The organism is Streptomyces sp. NPDC043726 (genome assembly GCF_056436565.1).
Genome location: NZ_JBWKCI010000001.1, coordinates 258,355 through 280,529 on the forward strand (window position 1 = coordinate 258,355; position 22,175 = coordinate 280,529).

12 protein-coding genes are annotated in these 22,175 nt (G+C 73.0%); 3 read left to right on the plus strand and 9 right to left on the minus strand.

Features of this window, described 5'->3' with window-relative positions; all coding sequences use genetic code 11:
* Positions 1–10: 10 nt before the first annotated feature.
* The 3 genes from AC068Z_RS01220 to AC068Z_RS01230 form a co-directional block, all read right to left on the minus strand.
* Positions 11–3,532 (minus strand): UvrD-helicase domain-containing protein, encoded by a 3,522-nt coding sequence (locus tag AC068Z_RS01220; RefSeq protein WP_478551123.1) that lies wholly within the window; start codon positions 3,530–3,532, stop codon positions 11–13.
* A 91-nt stretch (positions 3,533–3,623) separates the two neighbouring features.
* Positions 3,624–7,067, minus strand: a complete 3,444-nt coding sequence (locus AC068Z_RS01225; protein ID WP_478551125.1) for an ATP-dependent helicase — start codon at positions 7,065–7,067, stop codon at positions 3,624–3,626.
* A 257-nt stretch (positions 7,068–7,324) separates the two neighbouring features.
* Positions 7,325–7,732: an MGMT family protein gene (locus tag AC068Z_RS01230; RefSeq protein WP_478551127.1), complete on the minus strand. Its 408-nt coding sequence runs from the start codon at positions 7,730–7,732 to the stop codon at positions 7,325–7,327.
* A 186-nt stretch (positions 7,733–7,918) separates the two neighbouring features.
* On the opposite strand from AC068Z_RS01230, the gene AC068Z_RS01235 reads away from it, so the two are divergent.
* From AC068Z_RS01235 to AC068Z_RS01245, 3 genes are all read left to right on the plus strand, one after another.
* Entirely contained in the window at positions 7,919–10,783 is a 2,865-nt protein-coding gene (locus AC068Z_RS01235; RefSeq protein ID WP_478551129.1) for a lysylphosphatidylglycerol synthase transmembrane domain-containing protein, read from the plus strand.
* 73 nt (positions 10,784–10,856) lie between these two features.
* Complete coding sequence (locus tag AC068Z_RS01240) at positions 10,857–12,401, plus strand: alpha/beta fold hydrolase (RefSeq protein ID WP_478551130.1); 1,545 nt, start codon at positions 10,857–10,859, stop codon at positions 12,399–12,401.
* A gap of 133 nt (positions 12,402–12,534) precedes the next feature.
* On the plus strand, positions 12,535–14,085 hold the full coding sequence (locus AC068Z_RS01245) for an alpha/beta hydrolase (protein WP_478551132.1): 1,551 nt from the start codon (positions 12,535–12,537) through the stop codon (positions 14,083–14,085).
* 59 nt (positions 14,086–14,144) lie between these two features.
* Here AC068Z_RS01245 and moeZ read toward each other — a convergent pair whose 3' ends face one another.
* The 6 genes from moeZ to AC068Z_RS01275 form a co-directional block, all read right to left on the minus strand.
* Positions 14,145–15,323, minus strand: coding sequence for an adenylyltransferase/sulfurtransferase MoeZ (moeZ, locus tag AC068Z_RS01250; RefSeq protein WP_451720167.1), 1,179 nt, complete (start codon positions 15,321–15,323; stop codon positions 14,145–14,147).
* 63 nt (positions 15,324–15,386) lie between these two features.
* A complete protein-coding gene (locus AC068Z_RS01255; RefSeq protein WP_478551135.1) occupies positions 15,387–16,136 on the minus strand; it encodes a spherulation-specific family 4 protein in 750 nt (249 codons plus the stop codon).
* A 34-nt stretch (positions 16,137–16,170) separates the two neighbouring features.
* Entirely contained in the window at positions 16,171–17,130 is a 960-nt protein-coding gene (locus AC068Z_RS01260; RefSeq protein ID WP_478551137.1) for an NAD-dependent epimerase/dehydratase family protein, read from the minus strand.
* Between the two features lie 114 nt (positions 17,131–17,244).
* Complete coding sequence (locus AC068Z_RS01265) at positions 17,245–18,618, minus strand: hypothetical protein (RefSeq protein WP_478551139.1); 1,374 nt, start codon at positions 18,616–18,618, stop codon at positions 17,245–17,247.
* A complete protein-coding gene (locus tag AC068Z_RS01270; RefSeq protein ID WP_478551141.1) occupies positions 18,615–20,441 on the minus strand; it encodes a DUF3492 domain-containing protein in 1,827 nt (608 codons plus the stop codon). The genes AC068Z_RS01265 and AC068Z_RS01270 overlap by 4 nt, the downstream gene beginning before the upstream one ends.
* Positions 20,442–20,621: 180 nt before the next feature.
* Positions 20,622–22,175: a DUF3152 domain-containing protein gene (locus AC068Z_RS01275; RefSeq protein ID WP_478551143.1), complete on the minus strand. Its 1,554-nt coding sequence runs from the start codon at positions 22,173–22,175 to the stop codon at positions 20,622–20,624.

Below are 22,175 nucleotides of genomic sequence, written 5' to 3' on the forward strand. Positions count from 1 at the left end.
GGTCACGAGCCTATCGGCCCGCACCGACATCCTTGTTGGGCGGTTCGTCACACGACGGCTCCCCGGCCAGCAGTCGCTCCAGCGCGGCCCGGTCCGGGAGATCCTCGGGGCGGACGACCTCGCCGCCCCGGACGTACAGGAACGCGGCCGACACCGACTCCAACGGCACCCGCTGCTGCTCCGCCCAGGCGAGCCGGTACACCGCGAGCTGGAGCGGGTCGGCGTCGTGGGCGCGGTTGGTCTTCCAGTCGACGATCTCGTACGTCGTCCGCTCGCCGTCGTCCTCCTTGTAGACGGCGTCGATCCGGCCCCTGACGACGCGGCCCGCCAGCGTGAGCTGGAAGGGCGCCTCGACGCGGTACGGCGTGCGGCGGGCGTACTCGGTGCGTTCGAAGGCCTCCTTGAGCCCTTCCAGGTCGCGTTCGTCGGCGATCTCGGCCTCGCTGCCGGGCAGCTCGTCCGGCTCCAGCATGGGCAGGGTCAGCGGCTCGAACCGGGCCTCCACCCACGCGTGGAAGCGGGTGCCACGGCGGGCCGCGGGCTGCGGCGGGCGGGGCATGGGGCGGGCCAGCTCCTGTGCCAGGCCGTCCGGGTCGGCGGCCAGGCGCAGCACCTGGGAGGCGGTCAGGGAGGCCGGCAGCGGGACCTCGGTGACGCTGTCCCGCGCGCGGAGGAGCTCTCCGGTGAGGGCGTCGAGGTCCCGGTCCCAGGAGGCGACGGTGCGGGCCTCCTCCGGGGTGAGGCGGGTGTGCGCGGGCTCCGGGCCGACGCGGGTGTGCGCCGGTTCCGGCTCGGTCGGCGGCGCCTGGTGGGGGACGGTGGGGCGGTCTTCGGTCCAGGAGTCCCAGTCGGAGTCCCAGTCGGCCGGGTCGTCCTCGAACAGGTCCCCGTCACCTTCGTGCGCGAAATCAACTTCGTCCGCGAAGGGGTCCTCGTCGGGGATGTCGTACGGCGCTTCCAGATCCTCGTCGTCCGGCGGTGCGGGATAGTCCGGGTCCTGCGCGGCGGCGGGGTGGGCGTCCGCGTGCGAGGAGAGGTTCTCCAGGTGGGCGAGGACCGTCTCGGCGGCCGCCCTGCGGCGGGCCAGCGCCGCGTCGTCCAGGGGAAGCGGCCACACCTGGTCGGCGGCGGTCGCGTGGAGCGCGGGGTTCTCCTCGTCCTCCGCCGGCTCGTCCGCCCAGGCCTCGATCTCGCCGTACCCGGCCGCGCAGTGCTCGTAGAGGGCCTGGAGGAAGTCGGAGGGGCCGCGGGGCTTCTTCTGGCTGGGACCCCACCAGTGGCCGGAGCCGAGCAGCAGGGAGCGGGGGCGGGTGAAGGTGACGTAGCCGAGGCGGAGTTCCTCGGTGTGCTGGTGCTCCTTCATGGCCTCGTGGAAGGCCTTCAGACCGCGCGAGTCCCAGCTCGCGACGTCGGGCAGGGTGTCGGCGTCACCGCGCAGGGCGTGCGGCAGCACCTTGCCCTGGGAGGTCCACTTCTCGCGCCCCTGAGCGCTCGGGAAGGTGCCGGTGACCAGGCCCGGGACGGCGACGACGTCCCATTCGAGGCCCTTGGACTTGTGCGCGGTGAGCACCTTGACGGTGTTCTCGCCGCCCGGGAGGGCGTTGTCGAGGCCCTTCTCGTACTGCGCGGCGGTGCGCAGGAAGCCGAGGAAGGCCAGCAGGCTCGCCTCGCCGTCGCCGGCGGCGAAGGAGGCCGCGATGTCCAGGAAGTTCGACAGGGTCTCGCGGCGGCGGGCGGCCAGGGCGTGCGGGGACGCCGACAGCTCGACCTCCAGGCCGGTGACGGCGAGGACGCGGTGCAGGACGTCCATCAGCGGGTCTGCCAGCGAGCGGCGCAGCTCGCGCAGTTCGGTGGCCAGCCGGGCGAAGCGCACGCGCGCGTCCGGCGAGAAGGGCAGCCCGTCGTCGTCCCCCGCGCCGTCGAAGGGGGTCTCCAGGAACGTGTCGAGGGCGTCCGCGAGGGAGATCACCTCGGCGGGGTCGACACCCTCGACGGCCTCGGCGAGCCGGCGGTCCGGGTCGTCGTCGCCGTCCACGCGTGCGTGGAACACCAGACGCCGGGCGCGGCGGCCCAGGAGGGCGAGGTCGCGCGGGCCGATGCGCCAGCGCGGGCCGGTCAGCAGGCGCACCAGGGAGGCGTTGGCGCCGGGGTCCTGGAGGACCTCGCAGACGGCGACCAGGTCGGCGATCTCGGGCAGGTGCAGCAGCCCGGACAGGCCCACCACCTCGACGGGGACGTCCCGGGCGACCAGCGCGGCCTGGATCTCGGAGAAGTCGGTGGCCGTACGGCACAGGACGGCGATCTCGCCGGGCGCCTTGCCGGTGTTCACGAGGTGGGCCACGGAGTCGGCGATCCAGTCGATCTCCTCGGCGTGGGTGCGCAGCAGCGCGCAGCGGACCGTGCCGTCGCGTTCGGCGCCCGGGGCCGGGCGGAGGGCCTCCACGCCCGCGTGGAGGGCGCGCAGGGGCTCGGCCAGGCCGTTGGCGAGGTCGAGGAGGCGGCCGCCGCTGCGCCGGTTCTCGCTGAGGGCCTGGCGGGTGGCGGGGCGGCCGTCGGCGCGGGCGAAGTGCTCGGGGAAGTCGTCCAGGTTGGCGACGGACGCGCCGCGCCAGCCGTAGATCGCCTGGCAAGGGTCGCCGACAGCGGTCACCGGGTGGCCGGTACCGGCACCGAACAGCCCCGCGAGCAGCACTCGTTGGGCGACCGAGGTGTCCTGGTACTCGTCGAGGAGGACCACCCGGAACTCCTCGCGCAGGACGCGCCCCACCTCGGGGATCCCCGCGAGCCGGGCCGACAGGGCGATCTGGTCGCCGAAGTCGAGCAGGTCGCGCTCGCGCTTGGCGGCGCGGTATCGGACCACGAGGTCGGCCAGTTCGCGGCGCGCGGCGGCCGTCTCGGGGATCTTGCGCAGATCGGCGTTGCTGAGCTTGACGCCGTGCAGCGTCAGCAACAGCTCGGCGTCGTGGGCGCGCAGGGCCTCGGGGCGCACGAGGTGTTCGGCGAGTTCGGCGTCGAGCGCGAGCAGATCGCTGACCAGGTCGGCGAAGGAGCGGGTGAGCGACGGGTACGGGCCCGGGGCCTCGCGCAGCACCCGCGCGGCGAGTTGGTAGCGGCTGGCGTCGGCGAGCAGCCGGGAGGTCGGTTCGAGGCCGATGCGCAGGCCGTGGTCGGTCAGCAGGCGGCCCGCGAAGGCGTGGTACGTGGAGATCACGGGCTCGCCCGGCGGGTTGTCCGGGTCGATGACGTCGGGGTCGGTGACGCCCGCCTTGATCAGCGCCTTGCGGACCCGCTCGGCGAGCTCTCCCGCGGCCTTGTTGGTGAAGGTCAGGCCGAGGACCTGTTCGGGGGCGACCTGGCCGGTGCCGACCAGCCACACCACGCGTGCGGCCATCACCGTGGTCTTGCCCGAACCGGCTCCGGCCACGATCACCTGCGGGGCGGGCGGCGCGATGATGCAGGCCGTCTGCTCCGGGGTGAACGGGATGCCGAGGAGCTCCTTGAGCTGCTCGGGATCGGTGATACGTGGTGGCACCTCAGAGAGGCTAGCGGCGGCCACTGACAGTGGTGGCCGAATCGGCTGCCGGGACAGCGGAAGCGCAGGTCAGCACCTGTGGTGCCGTCCGTCACTCCACCACGTGCCGCCCCTCGGGACGTGCGCTGCACGAGGCGCGGAACGCGCAGTGGGCGCAGTGCTGCCCCGCCGTCGGCGTGAACCGTTCGTCGAGCACCTTGCCGGCGGCGGTGGCCAGCAGATCGCCGACCCACTCGCCTTCGAGCGGCTCCTGGGCCTGCACCTTCGGCAGGGTCTCCCCGCCGTCCCGCCGGGCCGCGCCCTGGCGCAGGTGGACGAGTTCGGCGCCGCCCGGCTCGGGCCGCTCGCCGTCGAAGGCCTCGTCGACGGCGCCCTCGCGGACGGCGAGCTGGTAGACGGCGAGCTGCGGATGGCGGGCCACCTCGGCGGCCGTCGGTGCCTGCTTGCCGGTCTTGAAGTCGACGACGTAGGCGCGGCCTTCGCCGTCGGCCTCGACGCGGTCCATCTGACCGCGGATGCGGACCTCGTAGTCGCCCGCTTCGAGGGTGACGTCGAAGTCGTGCTCGCTCGTGACGGGGGTACGGCCGGTGCGATCCGTGACATGCCACGTCAGGAAGCGTTCGAGCGCCACGCGCGCGTGCTCCTTCTCCTGCGCCGACTTCCACGGCGCGTCGAAGGCGAGCGCGTTCCACACCGAGTCCAGGCGCTCCATGAGGACGGCGAGATCGGCCGGGGTGTGCCCGGAGGCGACCTCGTCGGCGAGGACGTGCACGACGTTGCCGAAGCCCTGGGCGACGGTCGCGGGCGCGTCGGCCTTCACCTCGCGGCCCAGGAACCACTGCAGGGCGCAGGTGTTGGCGAGCTGGTCGAGGGCGCTGCCGGAGAGGACGACGGGCTGGTCGCGGTCGCGCAGCGGCACCTTGCTCTCGGTCGGTTCGAACATGCCCCACCAGCGGTAGGGGTGGGCCGAGGGGACCAGAGGGCGGCCGTCGTCGTCGGTGAGCGCGGCGAGCCGGGCCAGGCGGCGGGCGGCGGCCTCCCTGAGGGCGTCGGACACCCGCGGGTCGACGGTAGTGGCCCGCAGTTCGGCGACCAGCGCCGCGACCGACAGGGGGCGCCGGGGCCGGCCCGTGACGTCCTTGGGTTCGACGCCGAGTTCGGTCAGGAAGCGGGAGGGCTGGTCGCCGTCGTCCGCGGGGGCCTTCACCGCGGTGACGACGAGGCGTTCCCGCGCGCGGGTGGCGGCCACGTAGAACAGCCGGCGCTCCTCGGCGAGCAGCGCTCCGGGGGTGAGGGGTTCGGCCAGTCCGTCGCGGCCGATCCGGTCGGCCTCCAGCAGGGAGCCGCGGCGGCGCAGGTCCGGCCACAGGCCCTCCTGGACCCCGGCGACGACGACCAGACGCCATTCCAGGCCCTTGGAGCGGTGCGCGGTCATCAGGCGGACGGCGTCGGGGCGCAGGGCGCGCCGGGTGAGGGTGTCGGCGGCGATGTCCTCGGCCTCGATCTCCGCCAGGAAGTTCAGGGCGCCCGTGCCGCCGGTGCGCTCCTCGGAGCGGGCCGCGGTCGCGAACAGCGCGCACACGGCGTCCAGGTCTCGGTCGGCGTTGCGTCCCGCCGCGCCGCCGCGCCGGGCGGCACGCTCCAGGCGCGCGGGCCACGGCGTGCCCTCCCACAGGTCCCAGAGCGCCTCCTCGGCCGTACCGCCGCCGGCGAGGCGCTCGCGGGCCTTGCGCAGCAGCGCGCCGAGCCGCTGCGCGCCACGCGCGTACGCCGGGTCGTGCGCGACCAGCCGCTCCGGTTCGGCCAGCGCCCGCGCGAGCAGGTCGTCCGAGGGCGGCGGCAGGGCGACTCCGGCGGCCCGCTCCTCATCACGCAGGGCACGTCCGAGACGGCGCAGGTCGGCCGCGTCCATGCCGGCGAGGGGGGAGGAAAGGAGGGTCAGGGCGGTCTCGGTGTCGAGCCAACAGCCGGCCGCGTCCTCACCGCCGTCGGCCTCCTGCGCGTCCAGGGGCTCCGGGGGGTCCTGAGCATCCAGGAGGGACTCCTGGGACTCCTGGGACTCCTGGGCTTCCAGAGTCTCCGGAGACTCCTGGGCAGCCAGGGCATCCTGTACGGCCGTACGCCCGCCCTCGCTCCCCCGCGCCTCCGCCTCCGCGACCGCCCGCAGGGCCGTCAGCAGGGGTGCCACCGCCGGTTCGTGGCGCAGGGCCAGGTCGTCGCCGTCGATGTCCAGGGGGACGCCGGCGGCCGTGAGCGCGCGGCGGACCGTCGGGATGGTGCGCGAGCCCGCGCGGACCAGGACGGCCATCTCGCGCCAGGGGACGCCGTCCTCCAGGTGGGCCCGGCGCAGGATGTCGGCGATGTTGTCCATCTCGGTGCCGGGCGTCGGGTACGTGTACACCTCGACCCGGCCGCCGTCCCGGACCGGAGCGAGTTCACGGTGGGCGCGGACCTTGTCGGCCGGGAGCCGGGTCAGCGGCATCCGCTGGGTCAGCAGCCGGGTTGCGGCCAGCAGCGCGCCGCCGGAGCGGCGGGAGGTGCGCAGGACCGCGACGGGCGCCGGGCGGCCGTCCGCGCGCGGGAAGTCCCGCGGGAACTCCAGGATGCCGCCCACGTCGGCGCCCCGGAACGCGTAGATCGACTGGTCCGGGTCGCCGAAGGCGACCAGGGTGCGACCGCCGCCCGCGAGCGCGTGCAGGAGCCGCACCTGGGCGGGGTCGGTGTCCTGGTACTCGTCGACGAAGACGGCGTCGTACCGGTCGGCGAGCTGCCGGGCGACCTCGGGGCGGTGGGCGAGGAGCACCGCGCGGTGGACGAGTTCGGCGTAGTCGAGCACGCCCTGGAGGTCGAGGACGTCGAGGTACTCCGCGAGGAAGGCGGCCGCGGCCCGCCAGTCGGGGCGGCCGATGCGGCGGGCGAAGGCGTCCAGGGCCTCGGGGCCGAGGCCCAGTTCACGGCTGCGCGCGAGGACCGCGCGGACCTCGTCGGCGAAGCCCCGCGTGGTCAGACAGGCGCGCAGTTCGTCGGGCCAGCGCACATGGGCGAGGCCGAGCCGCTCCAGGTCCGGCTGGCCCGCCAGCAGTTCGCGTACGGCGACGTCCTGCTCGGGGCCCGACAGCAGCCGCAGCGGCTCGACGAACAGCTCGCTGTCCTGGTGGGCGCGGACGAGGGCATAGCAGAACGAGTGGAAGGTGGTCGCCTGCGGAGCGCGCGCGGCGCCCGTGCGCAGGGCCATGCGATCGCGCAGCTCGACGGCCGCCTTCCGGCTGAACGTCAGCACCAGGATGCGCGCGGGGTCCCCGCCACGGGCGATCCGGCGGGCCACGGACTCCACCAGCGTGGTGGTCTTCCCGGTTCCCGGACCTGCGAGAACGAGCAGGGGGCCGGTGCCGTGGTCAACCACGGAGCGCTGAGCGGCGTCCAGACGAGGGGGGGCCACCCTGGCCGGCGGGGTACGGACCAGTCGGTAAGCGCCACGACTCCCCTGCCGCACCTGGGGGTGCGGCAGGCGCCTGGTGGAGGAAGAGGAGCTCACGTGGTTCGCCGGTCCTGGTGGGTGTGCTGGTTGACTGGCCACCGCGTGTGGAAGGCGGTGGCGGCGGGATGAAGGGGACGCGTTCAGCCGACGCTACGCCGACGGATCCGGCGGAAGCAGGGCTTCCGATTCATCCCTCGGGGCGCTCACGTCACCTGCGTCCCTCGACTCACGAACGTACGTCATGCCACGGACGTGCCCTTCTTCCCCCGTACGGATCACAGGTCACACAGCGGTCCGTCGGATGGCGGAAGCTGTCAGGTGTGACCTTCCGCGCGTTCGTCGCCGTCCCATCGCGCCCGTTTCATGTCGAGGCGAGGCAGGTGCCCCTCGGTGGTCCGGCCGGCCTGCTTCAGGGGCGTGCCCTCCGTGCGGTAGTGCCCGAGCGCCCGCAGCTCGTGGCCCGGGAGCAGCGCACCGTCCGCTCGGACGACCCGCCACCACGGCACGGCCCCGCCGTACAGGGCCATCACGCGGCCGACCTGTCTGGGGCCGCCCTCCTGAAGCCACTCGGCGACGTCGCCGTAGGTCATGACGCGTCCGGGCGGGATCAGTTCGGCGACCTCGAGGACCCGCTCGGCGTATTCGGGCAGCGCGTCCGCGTACTCCGCGCGGGCATCCGCGTACTCCGGGCGGGCGTCCTCCGGAAGGCTCTCCTCGCTCATCCGCCCCATCCTGCCCCACCCCACCGACAATGTGACGGGCCCGCGACGGTGCGTGGCCCTCGCCCCCGGGCGGCGCTTCCGGCAGACTGTGCGCCCCCGCATCTGCACCCTGACGCCCCCGCGTGTCGGTGGGGCATGCCACCATCATGCGGGCGGTGACCGTTGATACGAGATCAAGAAGAGACGATGAAGCAGCAGGGTGTGCACCCCGAGGATGCGGAGAGCACCTCTGAGGCTTCGTCGCGCCCGAACACCGCCGGCGCCGCCGACACCGCCAACACCGCGCCGGCCGCCTCGAAGGGCGCGCCAGGTGCCTCCGAGGCCGCGCAGGGCGCTTCCGAGGCCGCCGCGCAGGGCGCCGCCACCGACCGGGAGGGCGGGGACACGAACGACGCGGACAAGCCCGTCGGGTCCGTTCCCGAACCGGACCCCGACGAGGTGTACACCGAGGAGGTGGAGGGCGACGAACCGCTGCTGCCCGCGCGCGTGCACCGCCCCTCCGACCTCATGCGCCTGCTGGTGGGCGTCCTCGCGGTGGCCGTGCTGCTCGCCGTCGCCGCGTTCGCGCACGGCACCACCTCGGGCCTCGAACAGGACATCAACAAGGGCACCGGACAGGCGCCCGATCTGCTCATCAAGATCGCGGGGCTGGCCTCCAGCATCGCGATCCTGCTCGTCCCGGTCGCGTTCGCGATCGAACGGCTGATCAAGCGCGACGGGCTGCGCATCGCCGACGGCGTGCTCGCGGCGGTCCTCGCGCACGGTGTGACTCTCGCCACCGACCTCTGGGTCGCCGAGGCCGCGCCCGACTCCATCCAGGAGGCGCTCACCCAGCCCTCCCCCGGCGACATCGCCGCGCTCACCGACCCGGTGCACGGCTATCTGGCCCCGGTGATCGCGTACATGACCGCCGTCGGCATGTCCCGCCGGCCGAGATGGCGCGCGGTGCTGTGGATCGTGCTGCTGCTCGACGCCTTCTCGATGCTCGTCACCGGGTACACCACCCCGTTCTCGATCATCCTGACGGTGCTGATCGGCTGGACGGTGGCCTACGGCACCCTCTACGCGGTCGGCTCGCCCAACGTCCGGCCCACCGGCCGGACGCTGATGGCGGGCCTGCGGACCGTCGGATTCCGCCCGGTGAGCGCGGCCCGGGACGAGACCGGGGACCACGGCGACAGCGGCGACCGCGGCCGGCGCTACTTCGTCACCCTGGAGGACGGCCCACCGCTGGACGTCACGGTGGTCGACCGCGAGCAACAGGCGCAGGGATTCTTCTACCGCGTCTGGCGCAATCTGACCCTGCGCGGCATCGCCACCCGCCGCAGCCTGCAGTCGCTGCGCCAGGCCCTGGAGCAGGAGGCACTGCTCGCCTACGCGGCCATCGCGGCCGGCGCCAACGCCCCCAAGCTGATCGCGACCTCCGAGCTCGGCCCCGACGCGGTGATGCTGGTCTACGAGCACACCGGCGGACGCACGCTGGACTCACTCGCGGACGAGGAGATCACCGACGAACTGCTGCACCACACGTGGCACCAGGTGCGGGCGCTGCAGTCCCGCCGGATCGCGCACCGCAGGCTCGCGGGTGACGCGATTCTGGTGGATCGTTCCGGCACGGTGATCCTCACCGATCTGCGCGGCGGCGAGATCGCGGCCGGCGAACTGCTGCTGCGCATGGACATCGCCCAGCTCGTGACGACGCTCGGGCTCCGGGTCGGCGCCGAGCGCGCCGTCGCCTCGGCGGTCGCCGTCCTCGGCCCCGACACGGTGGCCGACTGCCTGCCGATGCTCCAGCCCATCGCGCTGACGCGCTCCACGCGCGCGACGCTGCGCCGGCTGGCCCGGGAGCGGGCGGAACGCGAGCGCGAGGCGGTCCTGGAGGCCTCCCGGCAGGCCAAGCACGCGCGCGCGGAGGCCGCTTCCGAGAAGGCGGAGGAGGCTTCCGGGAAGCCCGTCCTGGAGAAGGCCGCCAAGAAGGCCGTACGCGCGCAGGCACGGGCCGAGAAGCGGGCCATCGACGAAGCCATCGAGGAATCACGCGAAGAGGATCTGCTCACCCAGATCCGGCACGAAGTGCTGCTGATCAGGCCGCAGGCGCCGGTCGAGCCGGCCCGCCTGGAGCGGGTGCGGCCGCGCACACTGATCAGCTTCATCGCCGGCGCGATCGGCGCCTACTTCCTGCTGACCCAGCTCACCCACATCGAGTTCGGCCCGCTCGTCGCCAACGCCGAGTGGGGCTGGGTCGCCGCGGCCGTGCTGTTCTCCGCGGCCAGCTACTTCGCGGCGGCGATGGCACTGCTCGGGTTCGTGCCGGAGCGGGTGCCGTTCATGCGGACCGTGGGGGCGCAGGTCGCCGGATCCTTCGTGAAGATCGTCGCGCCGGCCGCGGTGGGCGGCGTGGCCCTCAACACGCGCTTCCTGCAGCGCTCGGGCGTACGGCCGGGGCTCGCGGTGGCGAGTGTGGGCGCGTCCCAGTTGTTCGGGCTCGGCTGCCACATCCTGATGCTGCTGTCCTTCGGTTACCTGACCGGTACGGAGAAGACTCCGTCGCTGTCGCCGTCCCGTACGGTCATCGCGGGTCTGCTGACGGTCGCGGTGCTGGTGCTCGTGGTGACCTCGGTGCCGTTCCTGCGGAAATTCGTCGTCACGCGCGTGCGGTCACTTTTCGCGGGCGTGGTGCCGCGCATGCTCGACGTGCTCCAGCGGCCCCAGAAGCTGATCACGGGCATCGGCGGCATGCTGCTGCTGACGGCGTGCTTCGTGATGTGCCTGGACGCGTCGATCCGCGCGTTCGGCGACGAGCAGACGTCGATCAGCATCGCCAGCGTCGCCGTCGTCTTCCTCGCGGGCAACGCGCTCGGCTCGGCCGCCCCGACACCGGGCGGTGTGGGCGCCGTCGAGGCCACGCTGACGGTCGGTCTGATCGCCGTCGGCCTGCCCAGCGAGGTCGCCGCTCCCTCGGTCCTGCTGTTCCGCCTGCTGACCCTGTGGCTGCCCGTCCTGCCGGGCTGGCTGGCCTTCAACCAGCTCACCCGCAAGGGCGCCCTGTAGCGACGGGCACGGCCCGTACCTCGTACGGCCCGTGCCCCGAGCGTCCCGTCGTGCGCGACCCCAGGATGGGATCATGCCGAACCCCTCCCGCCTGCGCACCGCTGTCCTCGCCGCCACCGCCCTGCTGCTGTCCTCGCTGCTGGCGGGGTGCTCCGACGACTCCCAGGACGAGGATCTGACGGCCCAGAAGCTGAGCTGGAAGGACTGCCCGGCCCCCTCCCAGGCGGAGGGCGGCGGCCCCGCGCCCTCCCCGCTGCCGAACGGCGACGAGTGGCAGTGCGCCACCATGAAGGCGCCCTTGGACTGGGACGAGCCCAAAGGGGACACGATCGGCCTCGCGCTGATCCGCGCGGAGGCCAGCGGCGACGACAGCCGGCGCATCGGCTCGCTCCTGTTCAACTTCGGCGGCCCCGGCGGCTCGGGCGTCACCACGCTGCCCGCCTTCGGCGAGGACTACGCCAAACTGCGCACCCGCTACGACCTGGTCAGCTTCGACCCGCGCGGGGTCGGCCGCAGCGCGCCCGTCGAGTGCGAGAACGACCAGCAGCTCGACGCCTACTTCCAGCAGGACTCGACCCCCGACGACGCCGCCGAGCGCACCGAGCTGCTGGACAACACCAAGGAGTTCAACGCGGCCTGCGAGAAGAACTCCGAGAAAATGCTGCCGCGGGTGCGGACCACCGACGCCGCCCGCGACATGGACCTGATGCGCCAGGTCCTCGGCGACGACAAGCTGCACTACTTCGGCATCTCCTACGGCACCGAACTCGGCGGCGTGTACGCGCACCTGTTCCCCCAGCGCGTCGGCCGAGCCGTCTTCGACGCGGTCGTCGACCCGACGCAGAACCCCGAACAGGGCTCGCTCGGTCAGGCCAAGGGCTTCCAGCTGGCGCTCGACAACTTCGCCGAGGACTGCACCTCGCAGGTCGAGGACTGTCCGATCGGCGACAGCGCGCAGGACGTGAAGGACCGTATCGCCGCGCTGCTGACGGAGCTCGACCGCACACCGCTGCCGGGCATCTTCCCGCGCGACCTCACCCAGACCGCGGCCACCAACGGCATCGCCCAGGCCCTGTACTCCCAGGACTTCTGGCCGTATCTCACCGAGGGCCTGCAGCAGGCGTACGACGGCGACGGCAGGATCCTGATGCTGCTGTCCGACTCGATGAACGGCCGCAGCGAGAACGGCGAGTACAGCAACATCACCGCGGCCAACGTGTCCATCAACTGCGCCGACGACAAACCGCGCTACACCCCCGAGTTCGTCGAGTCGAGGCTGCCGGAGTTCCGGCGGGCCTCGCCCCTCTTCGGCGACTTCCTCGCCTGGGGAATGATCAGCTGCACCGACTGGGCCGTGACCGGCGCCGCCGACCACCCCGACGTGAGCGCCCCAGGTGCGGCGCCGATCCTGGTCGTGGGCAACACCGGCGACCCGGCCACGCCGTACGAGGGCGCCCGGAAGATGGTGCAGGCGCTGGGCGAGGGGGTGGGTGTCGAGCTGACGTACAAGGGGCAGGGGCACGGGGCCTACGACAGCAAGAACAAGTGCGTGCAGAACGCGGTGGACGGCTATCTACTGGACGGGAAGGTGCCGGCGGCCGGGACCGTCTGCTCCTGAGGCCTGCGCAAGCCCCACATAATCGCAGGTCAGAAGGTTATCCACAGGCCGGAGCAAGGCTCGTGGACTCCGCCTACTATGGCCTGACCGCCATCCGCTGCACGGCGTGGACGGCATACGAGGGGGTAGGCACATGGCGCGTTTCGTACGGTGGGCGGCTCTGACGGCCGCCACCGCTCTCCTGGTGACGGGGTGCAGTTCGGGAGACGGTGAGGGCGGTGACGGCAAGGGCGGTGAGAAGAGCGGCAGCAAGAGCCCGTCGGCCGCTTCCTCCGACGCGGCGCCCCTGCCCGCCCACCTGACCTCACAGAAGCTCGACTGGGGTGAGTGCGAGGCCACCGAGGACTCCGCGGCCCCCGGCGGTGACTGGCGGTGCGCGACGCTCGAAGTGCCGCTGGACTGGTCGCGACCGGCGGGCGAGACGCTCGGGATCGCCCTGATCCGCGCCGAGGCGACCGGCGACGACCGCATCGGCTCGCTGCTGTTCAACTTCGGCGGTCCGGGCGGCTCGGGGGTGTCGATGATGCCGTACTACTCCTCCGTCGCCTCCGCCCTGCACGAGCGATACGACCTGGTGAGCTTCGACCCGCGCGGGGTCGCCGCCAGCGAGGGGGTGCGCTGCCGCAGCGACAAGGAGATCCAGGCCGCCGAGGCCGTGGACGCCACTCCGGACACCGCGGCCGAGGAGAAGGCGTACCTCGCGGACGCCGCCGCGTTCGGCAAGGGCTGCGAGGAGATGGCGGGGCCGCTGATGGCCCACGTCTCGACCACCGACACGGCCCGCGACATGGACCTGATGCGCCAGGTCCTCGGCGACGACAGGCTGCACTACTTCGGCATCTCCTACGGCACCGAACTCGGCGGCGTGTACGCCCACTTGTTCCCCGAGAAGGTGGGCCGGCTGGTCCTCGACGCGGTCGTCGACCCGAGCGCCGACACCGTGGACCACGCCAAAAACCAGGCCCGGGGATTCCAGCGCGCGCTGAACAACTACCTGAAGTCCACCGGGCAGGACCCGCGGGAGGGCACACGGAAGATCGCGGACCTGCTGAAGCGGATCGACGCGAACCCGCTGCCGACGTCCTCGGAGCGCGAGCTCACGCAGACGCTGGCCGTCACCGGCATCGTGCTGCCGCTGTACAGCGAGTCCAGCTGGCCGACGCTGACCAGCGCGCTGGAGGCGGCGGAGTCGGGGGACGGATCGGAGCTGCTGACGCTGGCCGACGGCTACAACGAGCGTGACGCGTCCGGGCGTTACGGCACGACGACCCACTCGCAGCGGGTCATATCGTGCCTGGACGCCAAGCAGCGGCCGACCGCCGAGGAGACGAAGAAGCTGCTGCCCGAGTTCGAGAAGATCTCGCCGGTGTTCGGCACCTTCCTGGGCTGGGACACGGCCGGCTGGTGCCACGACTGGCCGGTGCCCGGTCAGCACGACACCGCGGAGGTGAGCGCGCCGGGAGCGGCGCCGGTCCTGGTGGTCGGCAACACCGGCGACCCGGCGACCCCCTACGAGGGCGCCCGGAAGATGGCGGACGAGCTGGGCAAGGACGTCGGTGTGGTCCTGACCTGGAAGGGCGAGGGCCACGGCGCCTACGGCAGCGGCAGCGACTGCGTCGACTCCACGGTGGACGACTACCTGCTGTCGGGCACGGTCCCGAAGGACGGCAAGGTCTGCTCCTGACGCCGTCGGGGGCCGCGCGCACCCCTGGTGCACACGGCCCCCGACGGGGAGACCTGAGGTCAGTAGACCGGCTTGTGCGGTTCGATCTGGTTGACCCAGCCGATCACGCCGCCGCCGACGTGGACGGCGTCGGAGAAGCCCGCGGACTTCAGGACCGCGAGGACCTCGGCGCTGCGGACACCCGTCTTGCAGTGCAGGACGATCTTCTTGTCCTGCGGGAGGCCCTCCAGGGCGGTGCCCATGAGGAACTCGTTCTTGGGGATCAGCTTGGCGCCGGGGATCGAGACGATCTCGTACTCGTTGATCTCACGGACGTCGATGATCTCGAGGTTCTCGCCGTCGTCGATCCACTCCTTGAGCTGCTTGGGAGTGATCGTCGAGCCGGCCGCCGCCTCCTGGGCCTCCTCGGAGACGACGCCGCAGAAGGCCTCGTAGTCGATGAGCTCGGTGACGGTCGGGTTCTCGCCGCAGACCGCGCAGTTCGGGTCCTTGCGGACCTTGACCTGGCGGTACTGCATCTCCAGGGCGTCGTAGATCATCAGGCGGCCGACCAGGGGCTCACCCGTGCCGGTGAGGACCTTGATGGCCTCGGTGACCTGGATGGAACCGATCGAGGCGCACAGGACGCCGAGGACACCGCCCTCGGCGCAGGAGGGGACCATGCCCGGCGGCGGGGGCTCCGGGTAGAGGCAGCGGTAGCAGGGACCGTGCTCGGACCAGAAGACCGAGGCCTGACCGTCGAAGCGGTAGATCGAACCCCAGACGTACGGCTTGTTCAGCAGCACACAGGCGTCGTTCACCAGGTAGCGCGTGGCGAAGTTGTCCGTGCCGTCGACGATCAGGTCGTACTGGCTGAAGATGTCCATCACGTTGTCGGCCTCGAGCCGCTCCTCGTGAAGGATCACGTTCACATACGGGTTGATGCCGAGGACGGAGTCACGGGCGGACTCGGCCTTGGACCGGCCGATGTCGGCCTGGCTGTGGATGATCTGGCGCTGCAGGTTCGACTCGTCGACCTCGTCGAACTCCACGATGCCGAGGGTGCCGACGCCCGCGGCGGCCAGGTACATCAGCGCGGGCGAGCCGAGGCCGCCGGCGCCGACACAGAGCACCTTGGCGTTCTTCAGCCGCTTCTGCCCGTCCATCCCCACGTCGGGGATGATCAGGTGGCGGGAGTACCTGCGGACCTCGTCTACGGTGAGCTCAGAGGCTGGCTCGACCAGGGGTGGCAGCGACACGGGGGCTCCGTTGGTCGGTTCATCACTACGGTTGTTCTCTCCGTAACAGTGCCATGGCCTTTTTCATTCCGAGACACCTGTTCCGATCCGCGAGACGATTTCGTCCCAGTAGCCGGGCATGGTCTCCCAGGGATCGGTCCGGCCGCCGTTGTCCGTACGGTCCGTGAACCAGATCGTGGCGGCACCCTGCCAGCGGGCGACCCGCAGCGCCTCCTCCAGGTGGCCGCGGGGCACGCCGTGGACGAGGTGGCAGAAGCGGTCGGGCGGGTAGTCGGCCGTCCACTCCGCCACCTGCGACCAGCGGTAGTCGCTCCACGGGCCGGAGAAGGTGACCAACTGGTCGGCGTGCTCGGCATAACCCGGGTAGGGGTGGGTGCCGTGGCCGAGGACGATGTGGGCGTCGTCACGCAGCGCGCGCAGCGTGGTGATCGTGCGCCGCACCTCGGCGAGCGCTGTCCGCTCCGTGGGACAGCGGTCCACCAGGAAGCCGTCGATCTGGTACCAGTCGAGATAGCGGTGGGCCTCGGAGATCACCTCCCCGAAGGCGCAGGCGCCGTAGGTGGTGTCCAGCCGGCCGAGGACCCGGACCCCGGCGGTGCGCAACCGGGCCGCCGCCTGGAGGCAGTGCGGGTCGGGGCGGCTGCCGGGACCGTCGGCGACGTCGAGGGCGGCCCAGTGGACCGGGGTGCCGGGGCGGGTGAGTTCGGCCCACTCGGCCGGGGCGACGAGCGGGTGCGCGAAACCGGGCACACCGAGACCGGTCCGCACGTCGGTGTGGGCGGTGCCGGGTTTGACGCTGGTCAGGCGCGACATGCCGCCTCCGTCCTCGTGTCGATATGAGTGCTGGTCAGATGCGGCATGCCGCCTCCATCCAGATGTCGGCGAGGGATTCCTCGAGGTTGATCCGGGGGCGCCAGCCGAGCCGGTCGCGTGCGGTGCGCACGTCGGCCTGCTGCCAGCTGCCGCAGCCGTCCGGGTACGGGTACGCGACGGGGGCCGCGTGGTCGGATTCGGAGCGGGGGTGGCCGATGGATGCCCGCAGCGGTCCTGGAGGGCCGTCGAGTTCGTGGAGGGCACCGCCGTACCCGGCCACGCGGGCGAGGATCGCGGCGGCGTCGCGCAGCCGGACGGCGCGGCCCGAGCCGATGTTGATGACGCCCTGCGCCGCGGAGAGGGAGGCCGCGTGGACGGCGCGGGCGACATCGCGCACGTCGACGAAGTCGCGCTGGGCGCCGAGCCCGCCGAGCTTGAGCTCACCGTCGCCGGACTGCATGGCGCGGCGCATCGCCTCGGCGAGCCGGCCGAGCGGCGATCCGGCGGGGGTGCCGGGGCCCGCCGGGGAGAAGACGCGCAGCACCACGGCGTCCAGGCCGGAGCCGAGGACGAGTTCGGTGGCGGCGAGTTTGCTGACGCCGTACGGGCCGCCGGGGCGCGGGACGGCGTCCTCGGCCGTGGAGGAGCCGGGCTGGCTGGGACCGTACTCGGCGCCGCAGCCGATCTGCACCAGCCGCGCTCCGCAGCCGCTGCGGCGCAGGGCCTCGCACACGGTGGCGACGGCGACGGTGTTGTGGCGGGTGAGCTCGCGGGCGCCGCCGCGGGTGGCACCGGCGCAGTTGACGACCACGCCCGGGTGGACCGCGTCGAGGAAGCGGGTGAGGGCGCCGGGGCTGCCGGACGCGAGGTCGAAGCGGACGTCGGCGTCGTCCCCGCGGCCGAGGGCGGTGAGCTGGACGGCGGGGTCGGCGAGCAGGCGGTCGGCGACGAAGCGGCCGAGGTAGCCGTTGGCTCCGATCAGCAGGACTCTCATCGCGCGGCTCCCGGGGCCGAGGTCTCGGGTCGGGAGGTGATCATGTGCGGTTCTCCTTCGAAGGGGTGGTCGGGAAGCTCGGCGCGGGGAGGAAGCCCGCGCTCGCGCGCCGGGTCAGCACGTCGCGTCCGGCGTGGCGTGGGCCGAGGCCCGGGTGAGGGTGCGGGAGGAATGGACGATCAGGGTCAGTGCGCCCGTCCCGCAGACGAGCGCGGGGACGGCGCCCGGGCCCCACGCGGTGACGAGGGACTCCACGGGGACGGCCAGGAAGCCGCACCCGGGCAGGCGGGCGGCGAACACCGAGGCGAGGGCGCCGGCCTCGGCGGCGGCGGCGACGGCGAGCACGGCCGCCGGGGCGTGGGTGAAGCCGTGGGCGGCCAGGAGGCGGGCGAGCAGCAGGAGTGCGCCCAGCGAGAGGACCTGGGCGGGGGCGGCGGGTTCGTCCAGGGCGACGGCCGACAGGGTCAGCAGGGCCGTGAGGGAGCCCAGGAACAGGGCGAACACGCCGAGCAGCAGGGGCTGTACGGAGGTGGCGTACTCCTCCAGACCCCGGCTGGCCGCGAGTCTGCGGCGGGCGCGGACGGCGAAGAGGTGGGCACACCAGGCCGCGGGGGCGCAGGCAAGAGCGAGGGCCAGGACGCCGGCGGCGGCCAGGGGCCAGGCGTCGTCCGGGGACCCGGTGGGCAGGGTGTCGGGGCCGCCGGACAGGACCGAACGGAGCAGTCCGTCGCCGAGGGCCGCGTAGGCGATCAGCCAGCAGACCCAGACGGCGGTGGGGCGCCGGGCGCGGTCCGCGCCGCGCAGGGGGCCGCGCGACAGGGCCGCGCGCACCGCCACCGCCACGGCCACGGCGCCCACGACGGCGACGGCGAGCCGCGCCCGCCCGTCGGTGAGCCGCAGCACGGTGACGGCGGCGGCGCACAAGACGCCGGGGAGCAGGGTGAGTACGGCCCAGTCGGCCCGCGCGCGGGGAGGCGCCGGGGTCGTGGCGGGCGCCGCGGTGTCGCCGTCGCGGGGCACGCGCGCGTACATCTCCTCCGCGAGGGAGAAGACGTCCCGGTGCCGGAAACGGGCCGCGGTCCGGTCAGTGACACCGTGCGCCTCCAGTCCGGCGGCGATCTCCAGGGGGTCCACGGCCCGTTCGCACAGCTCGCGATGACGGTGCATCAGCGCCTTCACGGGGTCTACGGCGGTTCGGCGCGCGGGCGCGGAGGCCTGGCGCGTCCGCTCCACCGGGGGCGCACAACCCGGCGCGCCCGCCCCGGGCACGGGCTCGTCCGAATCCAGTGCATCCGAATCCAGTGCATCCGAATCCAGTGCATCCGAATCCGGTACGACGGAATCCGGTACGAGGGAATCCGGTACGACGGAGTCCGGTACGGCCGACTCCGGCACCGTCTCCGCCCCCAGCCACCCTTGCGACCGCGCGTCCCAGCCCCCTGGGCTGGTCGGTGTCCCGGGGTGGTCCAGTTCGCCGAGTCCGCTCATCGCGCTCCCTCCGCGGCCACGTGGGGCGTGGCCCGTACAGGCGGACCCGCCGCCCAGCCGGATCCGCCCAATCCGCCAGGTCCGCCCCATCCGCCGCGTCCGCCCAATCCGCCCAGCCCGCCAGGTCCACCGCCGCCGATCAGCCGCGCCGCAGGGCCCGTCCAGCGGCCGGGGACATGGGCCTCGGCGGGGACGGCGAACGGCAGGGGCTCGCCGGCCTCGTCGAGGACGACCCGGCGCACCGGGCAGCGCGCGACGATCTCCAGGTAAATGCCGTGAAATGCCGTGATGTTCTGCTCGACGGTGAACAGTTCGAGGGCACGCGCGCGTGCCGCCGCGCCCAGGCGCGCACGGCGCTCGGGGTCGCGCAGTAACGCCACGCACGCCTCCGCGAGCGCCCGCGGATTGCGCGGGGGCACGACGAGCCCGGTGCCGCCGATGACCTCGACCACCGCCCCGACGTCGGTGGACACCGTGGCACGGCCGCAGAACATGGCCTCGACGAGGCTGATCGGGAACCCCTCGACGACGCTGGACAGGACGGTCACGGCGCCCGCGGCGTACGCCTCGGCGAGCGTCGGCAGCTCCGGGCCGCCGATCTCCTCGAAGGAGACCGGGTTGTCGCCGACGGTGTGCAGCCCGTCCGCCTCGTCGGGGAAGAGCTGCGCGGCCAGCGCCTTGCAGTGGCCGAGATAGGCCTCGCCCTCGGCACCGGCGGGGGCGCCGACGACGCGCAGCCGTGTCTTCGGCTCCTCCTTGCGGATCTCGGCGAAGGCGTGGAGCAGGGACACCAGGTCCTTGGCCGGTTCCACCCGGCCGACCCAGACAACGGTGTCGGGGTCCGTGCCCTGTGGCGCCTCGCCGACCTCCGCGAACCGGGAGGCGTCCATCCCGGGGTAGACGGTGCGCAGTTTGGCGCGGTCGGCGCCGCAATGCTCCTGCCAGCGGCGGGCGTGGGCGTTGCCGGGGGTGACGATCTCGGCGCGGCCGTAGATCTCGGCGGCGAGCCGGCCGTGGAAGGCGGCGAGCAGCGCCCGTACGGCGGGCGGCGCGTCGGAGGCCGCCAGGTAGTGCGAACGCAGCCGCACGCCGTACTCCGTCACCAGCAGGGGTACGCCGGAGAAGTGGCGGGCGAGCAGCCCGGGCAGGGCCGCCGTGCCGCCGGAGGCGGCGTGACAGAGGTCGACGGCACCCAGGCTGTCGTCCTCGTACCAGTCGAGCGAGAGGGGGCGCAGCGCGCGCTCCAGGTGCGCGGCGACGGTGAGCAGATCCGGAACGCGCGCCTCGCGCGCCGTACGAAGGGCGCCCGGCGCACGACAGGCGCGCTCCAGCGCCCGTACTGCGGTCTCGGAGCGGAGTGCGTCCCCCAGGCCGCCCTCGTCGCGGGCGAGTTCGGCGAGCCCGTACAGCGCACTGCCGAAACGGTCCGCCACATCATCGGACGCGCCCTCGGACGACGTGCCCGCGGACGACGCACCCCCGGACGACGCCCCCGCGTGAGCCGCCACAGCATCCGTACGCCCGTCATCGGCTCCGGCGCACAACACCCCCACCAGCGCGCCGTAGTGCTCCAGGAAGCGCCGGCGCGCACGCCGTCCGAACACCACCCCGTCGTCGGGGGCACTCCACAGCGGAGCCGTCCGCACCCGTCTGACCTGCGACGGCAACGGAACCCAGCCCTCGTCCTCCTGGCGCTCGCTGAGGCTGAGCGCGTAGACGTCGAACTCGTGCTGCCCGAGCCCGCGCACGAGCCGGTCGCACCAGAGCCTGGCGTCACCGCTCACATACGGATAGCCACCCTCCGTAAGCAGTCCGATCCGCACGAGTGCACCCCCGATCTCCCGTAAGGGGAGCCGCCGTTGGGCCGGCGGCTCGCAGCGGGACGAACGTATGCGGACAAGGCGGTGGCGCGACGGACGGTTGTCCATCGCGCCACCAAAAGGGGTGAACGGTCGTAACTTTCCCGCACGGGTAGCGTTCGGTCGCGCTACGGGATCAAGCGATTACGCGTCGTCAGGACGCGCCTGGCTCCCCGGGTACGCCCAGGGATTGGGGCGGCAGCTGATCCCGTCGTGGTCCAGGAACTTGGTCTGCTGCTGCATGACCGGCGCGAGGTCGCCGTCCTTGTCGCAGGTGACGTGGCTGAAGCCGAGCCGGTGGCCGACCTCGTGGTTGATCAGCATCTGCCGGTAGGCGTGGATCTCGTCGCCGTACGTCTCCGCGCCCTGCGCCCACCGATAGGCGTTGATCATCACGCGCTCGGTGGCGGCCGAGTCGCAGGACACGTTGTCCACGGTGGTGTCCAGGCCCGATTTGGCGCACCAGTCGGCGGTCGTCCCCGGACTGGCCAGAGTGATCACGAAATCGGGCTTGCCGGAGTAGACGCGCTCGAAGGTACGGGCGCCGTTGTGCGCCCAGCTCCGGTCGTCGTTCAGGGTCTTCTGCACGGCCTGCGCGAACAGCTCACCGTCCAGGCCGAGCCCCCGCTCCACGTCCACGCGGTAGGTGAACTTCTGCCCCTTGCCGGGCGCCTTGTCGACGCCCTTCACCGCGTCGAACTCCCCCGACCCGTCGAGCGTGGCGCTGAGCTCGTACCTCTGGCTGATCTTCTGCTCGTACGTCAGCGGCACCACCGCCGGCTCGGACGGCGTCGGCCGCCCGTCGCTCCGCGAGGCGGGGTCCCGCGCGTCCCGCGCCTGGTCGGTGGCGGTCTGCGACTGTACGGCGGCGGCGTCGCCCCGGGACGTGACCTGCCCGGCGACCACGACCGCCAGCACGGTGGTGACGGCGGCGGCCGCGATTCCGGCGAAGGCGCGCCCCTTGGAGCCCTTGCCGGAAGCGGGTTCACCCGTGGGCGGCTCACCGCCGTCCTCCGTCCGACCGGGAACACCGGCACCATCGGCGGACCAGTCGGTGACGGAGGTGTACGGATCGGCGGAGGTACGGGGCGTGAAGACGTCGGCGTCCTCACCGAAGGCGTCGAGATACTCCTGCCGGGGTCCGCCCCGGAGCCCCGCGGGCCGCGGTCGCGGTATCCCGACCCCCGCCGGCCCGGCACCCGCCGGCCCGGCACCCGTCGGCCCGCCACCCGGCACCAAACGCCCGCGCCTCAACTCCCCCCAGCCACCACCGTGTTCACGCTGCTCGGGATGCCCCCCACGCACCTGCGGAAAGCCGTGCGCGGGAGTCCCGTCGGGAAAGCGGGGACTGCCATGAGCGGGGGTCCCGTCCGGCAGCCGGGGAAACCCGTGCGCCGGAGTCCCGTCCGGCAACCGAGGAACCCCGCCCGCGGGCGTCCCGTCGGAAAGCCGGGGAAAACCATGTGCCGGAGTGCCGTCCGGCAACCGGGGAAACCCGTGCGCCGGAGTCCCGTCCGGCAGCCGAGGAACCCCGCCCGCGGGCGTCCCCTCCGGAAGCGTGGGAAACCCGTGCGCGGGTGTTCCGTCCGGCGGTCGCGGTACCGGCTGCGCAGCCGAAGCGCCGCGTCGGGCGGCGGCGTCGCCCTTGGGGGCCTTGGGGGCCTTGGGCGCGGGCCCGCGCCGGCTGTGGCGTCCCAC

What these genes read in the sequence shown, in the direction of transcription:
- AC068Z_RS01230 (WP_478551127.1), bottom strand. Translation starts at nt 7,732, where the DNA reads ATGAGCGAGGAGAGCCTTCCGGAGGACGCCCGCCCGGAGTACGCGGAT.
- AC068Z_RS01260 (WP_478551137.1), bottom strand. Translation starts at nt 17,130, where the DNA reads ATGAGAGTCCTGCTGATCGGAGCCAACGGCTACCTCGGCCGCTTCGTC.
- AC068Z_RS01240 (WP_478551130.1), top strand. Translation starts at nt 10,857, where the DNA reads ATGCCGAACCCCTCCCGCCTGCGCACCGCTGTCCTCGCCGCCACCGCC.
- AC068Z_RS01235 (WP_478551129.1), top strand. Translation starts at nt 7,919, where the DNA reads ATGAAGCAGCAGGGTGTGCACCCCGAGGATGCGGAGAGCACCTCTGAG.
- AC068Z_RS01245 (WP_478551132.1), top strand. Translation starts at nt 12,535, where the DNA reads ATGGCGCGTTTCGTACGGTGGGCGGCTCTGACGGCCGCCACCGCTCTC.
- AC068Z_RS01255 (WP_478551135.1), bottom strand. Translation starts at nt 16,136, where the DNA reads ATGTCGCGCCTGACCAGCGTCAAACCCGGCACCGCCCACACCGACGTG.
- AC068Z_RS01265 (WP_478551139.1), bottom strand. Translation starts at nt 18,618, where the DNA reads ATGAGCGGACTCGGCGAACTGGACCACCCCGGGACACCGACCAGCCCA.